We start from the raw sequence: 13,429 nt of genomic DNA, 5'->3' as shown, positions 1-13,429 counted from the left end.
GCGCCCTCGGAAGGATCTCCCGTGACCGTCAGCCTGGAGCAGTTGCGCCGCTGCCACTTCGCCGTCGACGTGGGTGCGGCCCGCACCCGGGTGTATGTGAAGGGTGCCGGTCTCGTCGTGGACCAGCCCTCGGTCGCGGCCGTGAACACCCGTACCGAGTCGCTCATCGCGGTGGGCGAGTTCGCGCAGAAGATGACGGGGAGAACGCCGAGTTACATCAGGGTCGTACGGCCCATCAGCAGTGGCACCATCGTCGACATCGAGATGGCCCAGCGCATGCTGCGCCACCTGATCGGCGACAAGATGCGCCGCAGCCTGCGCCGCAAGCCCCGGCTGCGCGCGGCGGCCTGCACCCCGCACGACGCCGACCCGCTGGCCCAGCGGGCGACGATCGAGACGCTGGTAGGGCTGGGCGCGCGGCGGGTGGAGCTGGTGGACACGCTCATCGCGGCCGCCGTGGGGTGCGGGCTGCCCGTGGAACGGCCCGAGGGAACCATGATCATGGTGTGCGGGGCGGCGGCCACGCAGGTGGCCGTGCTCTCCCTCGGGTCCATCGTCACCGCCGAGCGGATCCCGGTCGGCGGGGAGTCCGTCGACCATGCGATCGTGCAGCATCTGCGGCACGAGCACGAGCTGATGCTGCCCAGCCGGTCCGTGCGGCCGCTGCAGCTCGCCCTGTCCGGCAACGGACTCACCCCGCACGGGCCGGCCGCGACCGAGATCCGCGGGCTGGACGTGACCACCGGGCTCGCCCGCAGTGTGCGGGTCGACACCGCCGCCGTACGCGACGCCATCCAGACCCCGCTGACGGCCGTCCTGGACGGCATCGGCAAGGTGCTGCGCGACTGCCCGCCCGACCTGGTGGCCGATGTCGCCGACCACGGGATCATGATGGTCGGCGGCTCCGCCCTGCTGCCTGGTCTCGACCAGATGCTGCGCCAGGCGACCGGCATCCCGGTGCACATCGCGGAACGGCCCGACGTGTGCGCCATACAGGGCCTCGGCGCCATGCTGGAGGGCCGGATCGAACCGCTGGTCCTCAACCCGCTGGCCGCCTGAGACAGCCCGGCGACGGCACGAAGGGGGTGCGGCAGGCGCCGCTGTGAGGGGTCGGCGTCTCACCGTGCCAGGTAGCTCCGGATGGTCGTGCCGTCCTGTCCGGTGTGCATGCGCACCAGATCGGCCACGAGGTTGACCAGGAGCAGGCCGCGGCCGCCGCGCTGGTCACGGGCGGCGGGGCGGCGGCCGGCCAGCGGGTCGGTCAGGCGGCCCTTGTCGCGGACCTGGCACAGCACGTGCCCGCCCTCGGCCCACACGGTGAGCGTGCCCGTCCCGCCGCCGTGGAGCACGCTGTTGGTGGTCAGCTCGGCGGTGATCAGGGTCAGGTCCTCCAGCCGCAGGCCGGCCAGGCCGAGCCGGGCGCCGTGCTCGGTGGCCAGGCGCCGGGCGGCGGACAGGGAGCCGTCGTCGAAGGCGAGGGCGAGCACGCCGGGACCGGTGTCGGGGGCGGGCGGCAGCGGCTGGTTGCAGCGGGCGAGGACGTCCTCGGGGTCGTAGGTCTCGCTGGGGCGGTGCGTGGTGGCGCCGGGCGGGATGACGAGCGGGTGGGTGGCGTGGGCGTCGGCGAGCGCCCGGGCGTCCAGGCGGGCGGTGTCGTAGGGGCACAGGATGGTGACCCGGCGGCCCTGGAACGCGGTGTTGACCAGCGCCTCGTGCTGGGCGCAGGCGGGGTACTCGGCGGCGGTGCGGCCGGCCCAGACGGGTTCGCCGATGATGTGGACCCGGCGGCCGGCCGGCTGGGTGTCGGCGAAGGCGCGCAGCACACCGGGGATGATCCGGCCGGGGTTGCGTCCGGCCTCGCGCAGGTCCAGGAACCGTACGGCGTCGGCGTCGGCGTCCGCGTCCAGCGCGTCCCGGATCAGCCGCAGGTTCTCGCCGGGGACGGCGACCGCGACCGGTTCGCCCGCGGTCAGCGCGGCGCGGACGAAGGGCACGGTGCCCGCCAGGTACTGCCGGGCGTCGCCGTAGAAGAGGGCGCGGTGGACGAAGGGTTCGGCTGTCGGGGGCCGCGCCGGCTCCGGGACGCTCACGCCGTCTCCCAGCTGGACATGAACACGGGTGCCCAGTATGCGCCTTGTCCGTCCCTCGCCGGGTGTAGGCCCGGGTGCCGGGGGCAGACGAGGGGCGAGCCACGAGGACCCGAGCAGGGGGAGACATGACCTCAGCGGCACGAGCACCGCACACCGGGCGGCTGGACGCGCTGGTCGTCGGCGGCCGGACCGAGGAGGGCCGCGCTCTTCTCGACGCGCGCGGAGAGCTGGTCCACGGCTGTACGGACACGCTGGCCGCGGCCCTGGCCGCGCTGCCGGCGGGCGTCGGCCGGATCGAGCTGGACGTGACGGGCGTGTCCTTCATGGACACGGCAGGCCTGGAGTTCCTGGACGTGCTCAGCGCGTACGGCCGCCGGTGCGGCGTACCGGTCGCGGCCACGGGCTGGCGGGGCCAGCCGCGTCGCATCCTGGAACTGGTGGGCCTGGACTGCGTCGATCCGCTGCGCACCGCGCTGCCCGCCGACCCGCCTGCCCGCACCGCCTCCGTGGTGGCCCGTGAGCGCGCAGAGCAACTGCACGGGCTGCGCGTGGAGATCGAGCAGCTGCGCCACGCGATCGTCTCCCGCCCGGTGATCGACCAGGCGCGCGGCATCCTGATGGCCGCTCACGCGTGCAGCGCCGAGCAGGCGTGGGACATCCTGCGGGAGACCTCCCAGCGGTCCAACACCAAGCTGCGCGACGTGGCGGCGGCGCTCACCGCGAGCACGGCACCGGACGGCCCCGTGCCGCCCGAGCATCTGCGTACGGCACTGCGCGCGGCGGTGGCCCGCCACATGCATGACGGGTGATCAGTACGGCAGGATGCGCCCCGAGGGCGTCCTGCGGTCGATCTCCTGCCCGCGCGGGGCGGCGGGCCGACGACTGACACGTACCCGGATCCGACGGTCCATGACGCCCTCCTCCTGCGGCACCGCCCGGCGGCGGCTTCTCGTAGGAGGTCCGTGCCCCGGCCACGGCATTTCCAAGCCACGTCAGGGCCAAGTCATGAGTCGTGTCCGGCTGTTGACGAATAAATGAATTGCTGAACACGCCCCCCTCGGCGAACCGGACCGCGCGACGGGTGTTCAGCTCGCAGAAGTACACGCTGCCGCCCCACAGTTGGACACTCATGGCGAGCCGGCTGCCGCGCGAGGAGGGGGCACGTGCGATGCGGGCGATCTCCGCCCACTCGAAGTCCGCGGCGCCGCCTGCCACTTCGGGGATCATCCCGGTGACGTTCACGACGGCGCGCGCCTCCCGGCCGGCGAGCACGGCTTCCGGTGCGCTGTACGGGAGGGGCGGCCCGAACCCGTACGGGATCTGCGGCGGGTCATGGGCGGCGTGGGCAGGCGCGGGGACGTCGCTCCCAGATCAAGTCCTGGGGCCCGCCTGGCGTTCCGGGTCGCCGGGAAATGGAGATGAACGGCACCCAGGAGCTTGCCGGCCGAATCCCAGTACCACACGAGGGAATCCTTCACGTATTTCAGCCAGTTGGGCATTCACGCATCGACCGACCAGGGAATCCAGGTGCTCCAGAATTGAACGCGGCGAATGCCGTGTTGACAGCGTGAGGCCATGGCCGGGCGACGGCGTCCTTCATCAGCCGCTCATAACGGGGATGAAGGTTCTGCACGTGTTCCGGAAGGAGAACGCTTCTTTTTCCGAGCACGAGCACCCGGAGGGCCACGCTCTGCTTCCGCTGCATCAGCCGGTCGAGGACGGCCGCGCCGACCCCGTACCGGCCGGGACCACCGCGCGCGGGGCGTCACCGGCATCGAGCAGGGTCGTCCCGTCCGCGACCACTGGGGGGGCGGGTCGGAGTCGGAACCTGGCATGGGCGTACCTCCCCCACGGCAGAGCCGCAGCCGCTCGCCGAGGGATTCTGCGCTCCCGGCGATCACCCGGCGATGCCTGTGGATAAGGCGTGATCAATTCGGCGGAGCGTCCCGGCACAGTCCGCCTCCCTGGAGGGAAACGCTTTTCCTCACCGGCCCGCGCGCTCGCCCACCCCTCCCACATATTCACCACTGTGGGTCAGATCCCGAACGCGCGAGCATCCGGATTCATCCGAACGCGACGAGGCCTCCCCGCATGACCGCGTCGAAAAGGGAGAACCCCCTCAGTGGCAGTACGCCACCCATTCCCTCCTCCGGCCACCCGAGAATGGGTCCTCATCCGCACCCGCGGAGGACTGGAGCCACAACCGCGCCGGGGTGGTCCCGCCGATCGAGGTCGGCTGCTCCCGCGGCACCCGTCCCTGGATCTTGGTCTGGGAGGGTGAACGGCGGTCGCCGCCTCGGTGTGGCGACCACCGTTCTCACATCACCACAGGTGACATCGTTTCTGCGCCTGCGGTGCCTGGTGGGGCGGGTGGGACTCGAACCCACGGCCGACGGATTATGAGTCCATTTAGGATCTTGGCGACCCTTGCTCTTCTACGCTGATTCTTGGCGTTTTCGCAGCTCAGAGTGCGTGCCGCCTGTTGGCTCCCTGGAGCCTTTGTCAGTCTGTTCCTGTCCTTGCGTCCCCAACGTGTCCTCAACGGGCCCAGGATGGACGGCCTCAACGGACTTTGGGGGCCGATCTGATAGCTCGGAAAGGGTCTGGAACCTACCCGCAGCGGATTCCCTTACCGATGCCAGGCACTCCCAGAGTGCGCCAGGGACGCTGGTGCTCGTGCTGGTGACCAGCCCAGTGCGGCTGATGTTATTACCGAGGATCACGGCTTCGCCGGCGGCTGTGGAGCCGCCGACACCAGCTGAAGGAAATGGTTGCTTGATTGGGTCGCCGCCGTCCGTTGTACGCGTCTGCTTACCTACCGCCCCAGCCTCGACGCAGCTAGATTGCGGAACACCGTCAGGGTAAGAGGGTGGCGAACACCTAAGATTCGCCGACATCCGGTGAGGGTGCTTTCGTACAAGGCAATCGCGCGCGAGCAGTTGCCGGCGGTCTGGTAGGCGTAGGCAAGGTTGTTCTGCGAAATCAGCGTTTGGGGATTATCCTCGCCCAGGAGTCGCCTGCATTCATTGACGACTTCTTCGTATAGGTCGATCGCCCGCTCCAGGTCCCCGGCCGATTCACAGGCACTGGCAAGGTTGTTGCGCGAGGCTAGGACGTCGGGGTGGTCATTGCCCAGGATACGAACACGCTCACTGAGGACCTGCTCGTGCAGCGGAATCGCCCTCTGCAGATCACCCGACCGTGCAAAGGTCATAGCAAGGTTGTCGCGCGCGGCCAGGGTATGCGGGTGGTCGCTGCCCAGGATACGAACGTGCTGAGCAAGTGTCTGCTGATGCAGATCAAGGGCCCGTTCCAGATTACCTCCAGCCTGGAGCGCATTGGCGAGGTGGTTTCTGGAAGCCAGGGTGTCGGGGTGGTCATTGCCCAGTATACGAACACGCTCACTGAGGGCCTGTTCGTACAATGTAATCGCTCTTTGTAGATCGCCTGCAGACTGGTAGGCGTAGGCAAGGTTGTTCCGAAGACTGATGGTATGGCGATGGCTGCTCCCCAGTACCTCGATGATGTCGTTGAGGGTCTCTTCGTACAGAGGAATGGCCCGCTGCAGGTCCCCCGCCGATTCATAGGCACCGGCAAGATCGCTCCGCGAGGCCAGGGTGTCGGGGTGGTCGTTGCCAAGGAGGCGTCGGCGCTCATTAAGGGTCTGTTCGTACAGGGGAATCGCCCTCTGCAGGTCTCCGGCAAATTCATAGGCGCCGGCAAGATCGCTCCGCGAAGCCAGGGTATCGGAGTGGTCGCTACCAAGATTCAGCTCATAGGTCGCAAGGGCGCGCTGGAGCCGGGGCATGGCGCCGTTCACCGCGCCCTGATGAAGAAGGAATCGTCCCGTCTCGTAGAGGATTCGAGCGGTTTCGACGGTGTCAGGTGTGACATAGCGGGTGAGGGCGTCGGAGTGCGGAAGCAGTGCACGCCAGACGCCCCAAGTCGAAGGGTTCGCAGGGTCGGCAGGGAGGGCTGCTGTGAGGGCGTTGGTGGCGAAGGCGCGGGCTTCGGTGATTGCGTCGGGGTGGCGGTAGGGGTCACACAGATCGGGTGTGCGGGAGACGGCCTGCACCAATCGGTGCACCGCGATGCTGTCTTGGTCGAGGGTGAGCATGCTGTGGGCAGCAAGCCGCCCTAGGGCACGCAGCAGCGCCGGAGGTGCGGCAAGCGTGTTCAGCAAGGTACGGGGGATGTCGGTGGGGGCGTACCAGGCGAGGGTGCGCAGGATCTGTCCGGTGAGGGGGTCGCCGGCGAGCCGGTCCAGGGTGAGGTGCCAGATACGCGCGATGGTGCGCTCCGCGTCGCCGCCTTCTGCGCTGGCCGCGTATAACTCGGCTGGATAGCTGGCCAGAAGGCCTAAGTAATCTCGGGGGGTGGTGCTGGTCTCGGCGCAGAATGCGGCGGCCTGTTCAATCGCCAATGACAGAAGGCCCAGTTCGTTGCACACCAAACCGGCACCGTCGCTTGTGGCCTTGGGCCGGTCGTAGGTAAGGATGCGGTCGAACAACTCAATGGCTTCTCCCTGTTCTAGAACGTCAAGCTGAACGGGGGTTGCAATGCCATGCCAGCCGGTGGCACGGCGGCTAGTAATCACGACGGCACCGGTTTGGACGCGGGCGAGCAGTGGCCGAATATCGGCGAGCTCAGCAACGTTGTCCAGGACCAACAGCCACTGTTGGTGGGTAGCTAGCCACTGCACCGCGCGTTCGGCCAGGGTTTCGAAGGGCAGCACGCCGGTGAGGGCAGGTTGCAGGGCCACCGCCAGGGCAGCCAGCCCGGCGTCAAGGGCAGAAGGGGTATCAGCGGTGATCCACCACACCGGGTTGCGCTCACCTGTGCGGCTGACGGCCCAGTGCGCCGCCAGCGTCGACTTTCCGACACCTCCCAAGCCGTGCACCACCTGTGTGGCCACCCCGGCCTCAGCGGCAAGCGCCCGGTCCATGAGGCCGAGTTCCTGCTCTCGCCCAACGAAGATCCCCGGCCGTTCCGGCAGGTTCGTCAAATTTGGCGGGCACATCACCTCGGTAACCGGCGTGAACGCCTGTGCAGGCAGCACCGAGGCGTGCTGGATTTGATACTGCACTGCTACAGCGCCATCGCCGGTCACCGCCTGGCCGACATCGCCGCCCGCAGCGACCGATTTCTGTCCGGATGCGGTCACGGACGCCTTCGGCATGCCCTCCAATGTTGCCTCCCCGCTGTGGGGTTCATGTCGGGTGCCGGCTCAGTCCGACTCATGAGGTACCGGGCTCCGTGCTGACGTCGCCGGTGATGGCGTTGCCGATGTCACCGCCTGCAGCGACGGCTCGGTGCCCGGAGGCCTGCACCGTCCGGCCGGACGACGTAGGAGAAGGCGGTTGCGGCAAGGGAGCGGCACCGGCCCCGGCCAGCGCGCCATGCGCTTGGTCGCCGGTGACCGCACTGCCGATGCTCCCGCCCGCGGCGACAGACCGGCTGCCGGTGGCTCTCGTCATCGACCTGGCGTCTGTCTGTGTAGGCGGATACGAGACCAGCGCGTACATCGAGGCCCCGAGGCCCAACAGCGAGATGATCGCTCCTGCAATGCCCGCCAGCTGACCGGCCGTGTTCAGGTCCCCGAACACGGCGACTGCAATCAGCCCGGCTGCGACCGCAGCCCCGGCGACGACCCCACTCCATGCCAATGCTCTCAACCGCCCAGTCATCCCACTATCATTATCCTTTGACCGTGATCACATCACCCCAACACCAAAAAATCCCTTTCCTTGTGCGGATATTCGGAAGCCACGGGCGCCGACCCCACGACTCCCTCAACGGCGCACTCGAACCTCTGCACACCCTGGCCCCGATGTCACAGGTGACGTGGCTCAACGTTTCGGCCGTTCGGCTCAGTCGAGTTGATCGGTCAGTCGGAGAGCAACTGCTCAAGAGATGGCCTGTGCTGGAAAAGTGAACGCCGCAATGCTTCGAGTCTGGCCCGGCACTCGAGCAGGAAAGCGATGCTGACCGCTGTCATACCGCTCGCGATGCTGGTGATCGGCATCACGGACGTTGGCGCCCTTGGCGACGTGTCACTCCCCCGAGGTCTCCTCCGGCTGGTCGGACGATGCCGGCCGTGCTGCTTCACACTCGGAGGTGCTTGGCTCGATCGGCGCCGGCAGGTGCCGTGAAGCCTCTGAATCGGAAGTGCGCTCCGGTGATGGCGACGCGGACAGCGGCGACGAGAACACCGACGTATACCCGGGTGCTCTCCCTGGTTGGGCGCGCCCGCGCGCCTCCGGATCAGAGCCCGGCTCCAGCTCGTGCCTCACCGCTCTCGGTACCTCAGCCCACTGCCCTGGCCTCGTGATGCGCGCTCGTGTGCCGACCCCGGGATCATCACGTCGGCGCCCCGGGCCAAGATCGCGCCTCCCTGTCGCGCTGCGCGGCAAGCGCCCCTGTGAAGTCATCGATGTCTCGGGCCAGTTCTCGAACCGCTTGCTCCAGGCTCTCCAGAACGACCAGTCGCTGTCCCAGCGTCTCTTGCAGGCGCTCTGCTTCCTGCTGACCAGCGGCCAGAGCATCGGATCGTGCATGGAACTCGGCCACGGCCTGGTCTTCGAGCATCCGAGCACGTGCGCACCAGGATTGTGCCGCTTCGATCAGTATGTCGATCGTGGTGCGCAGCCGATTCCTGAGTATGTCGCGTGCGGCCTCGCGGTCATCCTTCGTCAGTTCCACGATGCTGCCGATCACGGCGTCACTTGTGGCCTTGAACAAGTACTCGGCACCGCTCAGCAGATCCCGGACGCGGCTCTTCGTCACCCCGTCAAGGCCTAGTAGCCGTAAGTTGATCGAGATGGGTCTCAACGCACTGATGTCCGAGTAGAAACGAGAGATCATCTGGCCTTGGGATGCGGCTGTATCGACAAGTGCCGCCAAGGCGGCTTCCGCTGCCCTGTCGTATCCCGAGTCTGCGTGTTCCAGAAGGTCCTTCTTGCGTCGGCGTCCTGCTATCTCCGTCAGCATTTTCTTTTCGTGCGACGTGATGACCTCGGTGAGTTGCCGGGTGGCGCGGGCGACAGCCGTCCGCAGTTGTTCGCGCTCACGCATGATCCGCTGTGCCTCCCAATCCCGGTCTGTATCGTCGGCGACAAGGTGCATTCGGCGACGCACTTCACCGACGGCATTCTTGTGCGCCGCCAGCAACAAGCCACCGAAGTCGACTGCAGTGCTCCACCGTTCGGCCCACATACGAACGCCGAGTCGTCCCGCGAATCCAGACTCCAGCCTTCGGCACAGCTCTGCCGGTCCCTCCTGCATCTCAGCCGGTGCCCCAGGGCCCAGTGCCAGGGGAATCACGGTAGGGTCACCCGGCACAGGCACGCCCACCACCTCCGCGACCATGTCCTTGAGCTTGTGGAGAATGGCCGGGAGGAGTTCGGCGGTCGCCAAAATCCGCTCGCCTTGTGAGCTGAAATCACGAGGTGCCCCTGATGAATGGTCCTCCCCACTCATAAACCGCCGCAGAGCACGGTCCCACCAGGTGAGGCCGAACATTACCCTCTGGTAGTCGGCGGGAGTTCTGACAAAGAGGCGCAGGGCATCAAGCGCGGCCTTGTTCGTGGGAGAGTCTGGGCGACGGGAATCCAGCAGCACCACGACTCCGTCCGGCTTGCGATGCCGCAGTTCTTCCACGACGTCGGCGTGAAACTCGACCGTCGAGCACAAGCCGGCACTGTCCAGGAAGGCGAGGTGTTGCAGGTGGGGGTGTGGCAGCTCGCAGATGGCCTTGGAGAGCGTGAGAGCCAACCGGGGGTCGGTCAGGTAGCGGGCGAACTCGGAGGGGTCCGCAAGGTCGAGCACCTCTGGCTCCCGTGGGAACAGCGACAGTTCGAAGGACCGGGCCGAGCCGGAGAGCGACGCGCCGCCTACGGCCTTTCGCTCCAACTCGGCAGCGAGCACCCCTGTTTGTATCGGTATCCGGTCACCGCCTGTGGCTTCGTGAGCCTCTCGTACGCCGAATTCGTCAGGGTTACGGAGCCAGGCGAGTAGCTCACGTGCAGTGGCCTGCGCACTGCGGCGAAGGGCCCCTGGCGCCAAAGTGAAGGGGACCGTAGTGCGGAACCGTACTTCGCCCCGCAGTTCTGGTCCGAAGCGGAACTCGGTTGGGATTGCGGTGGTTGCGGTCTTCGCGGCGGGGAGCCACGCTAAGTCCAGTAGCCGCGCCAGCAAGCTGGTCTTTCCCGATGAAAAGGCACCGAGCAGGAGCACCAGCGGGGCGTCGTATGCCCAGCGTGCCGAAAGCTCATGGACATCGGCCTGGAACGCTGTATTCTCGGCACCGCCCACCTGCACCGCCCGCACCAAAGCGGACATTCTTTCAAGCAGGGCGAGGGATTCGATGCGAAGGCGCCCGGGTGTGAATTGGTTTTCCTCGGACGCGGATCCGACCTGGCTTTCACATTCTGCTTGGTCTCGGTTCACTGCCCCTTCCATGGCTTAACAGTCTGCTCGATCAGAGAATAGCTGGGACATGGCTATCAGCTCTTCCCTGAGGTTGTTCATCTGCTCCGCAGTCGCATTCCATGCCATGGCAGCGGCGGCGTGCGGCACCAGAGAGCTACGCTTTGGCGCCAGCAGCGCGTTGAGCTGCTCCTGCGTCGATATCCACAAGCGGTCGAATACCATCTTGGTGAATGCTGGCCGCTCCGTTTCGAAATACGCCTGAACCGTCTCGGCGAGCCGCTCTCGCCCCTCTCCAAATTCATTCACCAACTTCTTGACGTCGAACGCTGCAAGGACGATTGAGAGGACGGAGGCCGCGCCCTTCACCGCGGTGCCCCCTCCTGCCTTGGCGGCCTGCTCGGCAGCGGTCTTGGCAGCATTCTTCGCGGCAACTCCCGCGGCCAGGGCAGCCCCGGCCTCCATGGCGACCTTGGCCAATGTCCCACCGCTCCCACCTGCCTGGTGCTGTGCGGCCGCCCCCGGACTTCCGTAGAACAGGCCCGCGCTCTCAGGAATCCCGTCGGCCGCCGGTACGTCGAGAGCCGGCTCCTCACCAAGTTCCTGTCGCAGTACGCGCAGTCGCTCGTTGACAACCGCCTGGCCCATCGCACCCGTTCGCTCCCAGAACCGGATACGACGTACTGCCTCTTCAGTGGCCGACTGGATGTGTTTGTTGAGACGGTCGGCAGCGGATTCGACATCACTTGCCCATGCGACCGCCGAGCGTGCCAAAGTCTCCATCAACTTGAAGTTCTGCAGAACAGCGTCGGCAGCGGCACGGCCCATGACCCGGGCCAATTCGTCTCCTTGCTCGGCCGCCACCGTTTGGATCTCGTCCCGTAGTAGCGTCCGGGCGGGTTCGACCACCTCGCGCTCACGCCGCGTCCAGTTGTCCACATGCTGCTGACTGGCGGCGGCCCTGCGGAAGAACTCTTCCATCAGCGGCTCGACATCATTGGCCACGCCGCTCGCGTGCCCAGCGCACCGCAGGAGCAACAAGCGCACCCTGGATCGCTCGATCTTCTCTCCGTCCGGCCCCACCAGGTCGTCGAGTGTGCGCCGGAGGGTGGCGAGCCCGCAGCGTTCAACTTCGCCAATGAACTCAGCGTCAATCACCAGCGCAGGGTCGGCCCGTTTCCGTTCCGCCAAGTGGCGCGCCCGGTCAGAGTCATAGAGCACGACGCCCGAGAGGTACGCATCGAGTGCCTCGTGCAGTCCGCCGACCACGTCAGCCAACTCCGGGTCGAGGTGGGGATCGTACGTCGGATCATCCTCGTGGCCTTCGAGGCTTCGCGTTACGACGCCGAGGACCGAGCCCTTGCGATTGGCGAGCGCACGAGCGAACACCCTGCTCTCCTCGATGTTGCCGGCGCTCTCCGGGAAGAAGGTCCACAGAACCAGATCCGATTCGTCCTCCCGGAGATAGCGGAGTGTTACGTCTTCGAACTGCTGCATGCGGTCGCCCAGTCCCGGCGTGCTGATCAGTCGAAGTCTGCGGAGGATCGGTTCGCGCAGGTAGAATCGGACCTCCCGGCACGCTAACTGCCTCGCGACCAGAGCATCCTGTTGTTGCAGGAACTGCACCCCTTCCCCGACCGAGGTGAAGCGGGTGATGCGCCCGTCCGCCCACACACGCTCGGCGTACTCCTCGGTCTCGGACTCCCCGAGGCCGTTGAGAACCGCGATGACACCATCCGTCGGATTCGGGTCTGATATCAGCAGTTTTCGCCCGATAAGCGAGTTGATAAGTGAGGATTTCCCACTCGACACCTGGCCAATGACGAAGACCGAGAACATTGCCGACACCCGGTCCGTGACGCGCTGCAGCCAGTCGCGGTCCAAGAGCTGCGAGTGGGCGGACGGTTCGATGCCCGCCTCCGCCACAAGAGCACGGATAGCGTCAGTCAAGCCCCCTAGCCGTACGATGTCCTGATCCTGCCGAAGTTCTGCCCATCGAGTAGCTTCCATCAACTGCGCCCCCGTCGCACTGCGCGTCCCGACCAACTGTGATGGTTACACGCTTCGCGTCGACTTAGCTACTCTCTGCTGCACAACGATCGATCTCGTTCGACGCATCGAACCGACGTGTGTCATTGGACGTCGAAAAAGTGCACCTATGGTCTTCGTCAAACGGTGGCCGGGGTGGGTGGCTGGTAGAAGGTGCCGTCCCGGAGCATGGCGAAGAGGACGTCGATGCGGCGTCGGGCGAGGCTGACAAGGGCTGCGACGTGGTGCTTGTCCTCGCGTCGTTTCCTGTCGTAGTAGGCGCGGGAGTCAGGCTGGGACAGTGAGGCGAACGCGGCGAGGCGGAAGGCCCTCTTGAGCCGTTTGTTGCCTCGCCGGGAGGGTTGCTCGCCGCGGATGGAGGAGCCGGATCTGCGGGTAGCTGGTGCTAGTGCCGCATCAGGCAACGTTCGCCCTCCTCGACGGGCGTGACTCCGTCTCGTGTGGAGCAGCAAGTCATGCGCGATGCTGCGACGCGACCCAGGATCGCTATGTGAACAGGCGGACGTCGCCGTCGCCTGATTCCGGCCCAGACGTGGCAGCCCCATGCCGCGTCTCCGCGATCTGGAAGGACCCAAATGCCGATCGTCCTCATCTCCCCCGAGTTCACACAGGAGCAGTACGAGGAGACCAACCGCAAGTTGACGGGGGGCAAGAACCGGATGGAATCTCCAGCCGACTGGCCCGTAGAAGGTTTGCTCGCACACATCGCGGGACAGGGCGAGAGCACCTTCCGCGTCGTCGACGTCTGGGAGTCCGAGGAGGCCCTCAACCGCTTCGCCGAGATCCTCATTCCGATCCTCCGTGAGGCCGGTGTCGAGGGCGACCCGGAGGTGTATCCGGCACTCACATATGTGTCCGCCTAA

Annotated in this window: 7 protein-coding genes and 1 pseudogene; 3 read left to right on the top strand and 5 right to left on the bottom strand. The window is 66.6% G+C overall.

Translation table 11 applies throughout. The annotated features are described in order from the left end of the window. Positions 1–21: 21 nt before the first annotated feature. Complete coding sequence (mreB, locus tag AQI88_RS40335) at positions 22–1,059, top strand: rod shape-determining protein (RefSeq protein WP_067010477.1); 1,038 nt, start codon at positions 22–24, stop codon at positions 1,057–1,059. A 59-nt stretch (positions 1,060–1,118) separates the two neighbouring features. Here mreB and AQI88_RS40330 read toward each other — a convergent pair whose 3' ends face one another. Further along, on the bottom strand, positions 1,119–2,090 hold the full coding sequence (locus tag AQI88_RS40330; RefSeq protein WP_067010474.1) for an anti-sigma factor RsbA family regulatory protein: 972 nt from the start codon (positions 2,088–2,090) through the stop codon (positions 1,119–1,121). A gap of 125 nt (positions 2,091–2,215) precedes the next feature. Here AQI88_RS40330 and AQI88_RS40325 point away from each other — a divergent pair, with 125 nt between their 5' ends. Next, entirely contained in the window at positions 2,216–2,899 is a 684-nt protein-coding gene (locus AQI88_RS40325; protein WP_067010471.1) for an ANTAR domain-containing protein, read from the top strand. Between the two features lie 2,006 nt (positions 2,900–4,905). Here AQI88_RS40325 and fxsT read toward each other — a convergent pair. The 4 genes and pseudogenes from fxsT to AQI88_RS44415 form a co-directional block, all read right to left on the bottom strand. Further along, on the bottom strand, positions 4,906–7,269 hold the full coding sequence (fxsT, locus tag AQI88_RS40320; RefSeq protein ID WP_067010468.1) for an FxSxx-COOH system tetratricopeptide repeat protein: 2,364 nt from the start codon (positions 7,267–7,269) through the stop codon (positions 4,906–4,908). 1,181 nt (positions 7,270–8,450) lie between these two features. Continuing rightward, complete coding sequence (locus tag AQI88_RS40310) at positions 8,451–10,550, bottom strand: dynamin family protein (protein WP_079058139.1); 2,100 nt, start codon at positions 10,548–10,550, stop codon at positions 8,451–8,453. Between the two features lie 3 nt (positions 10,551–10,553). Continuing rightward, positions 10,554–12,467 carry a dynamin family protein gene (locus AQI88_RS40305; protein WP_159050528.1) on the bottom strand — a complete coding sequence of 638 codons (1,914 nt, stop codon included), beginning with the start codon at positions 12,465–12,467 and terminating at the stop codon, positions 10,554–10,556. A 218-nt stretch (positions 12,468–12,685) separates the two neighbouring features. Then, positions 12,686–13,036 (bottom strand): annotated as a pseudogene (locus AQI88_RS44415) (transposase); the annotation flags it as partial. A gap of 105 nt (positions 13,037–13,141) precedes the next feature. On the opposite strand from AQI88_RS44415, the gene AQI88_RS40300 reads away from it, so the two are divergent. Next, positions 13,142–13,429 (top strand): hypothetical protein, encoded by a 288-nt coding sequence (locus AQI88_RS40300; protein WP_067010458.1) that lies wholly within the window; start codon positions 13,142–13,144, stop codon positions 13,427–13,429.

It is taken from the genome of Streptomyces cellostaticus (assembly GCF_001513965.1).
Classification (GTDB): Bacteria; Actinomycetota; Actinomycetes; order Streptomycetales; family Streptomycetaceae; genus Streptomyces; species Streptomyces cellostaticus.
This window is presented reverse-complemented; position numbering and strand designations above follow the sequence as displayed.

What these genes read in the sequence shown, in the direction of transcription:
- fxsT (WP_067010468.1), bottom strand. Translation starts at nt 7,269, where the DNA reads ATGCCGAAGGCGTCCGTGACCGCATCCGGACAGAAATCGGTCGCTGCG.
- AQI88_RS40300 (WP_067010458.1), top strand. Translation starts at nt 13,142, where the DNA reads ATGCCGATCGTCCTCATCTCCCCCGAGTTCACACAGGAGCAGTACGAG.
- AQI88_RS40310 (WP_079058139.1), bottom strand. Translation starts at nt 10,550, where the DNA reads ATGGAAGGGGCAGTGAACCGAGACCAAGCAGAATGTGAAAGCCAGGTC.
- AQI88_RS40325 (WP_067010471.1), top strand. Translation starts at nt 2,216, where the DNA reads ATGACCTCAGCGGCACGAGCACCGCACACCGGGCGGCTGGACGCGCTG.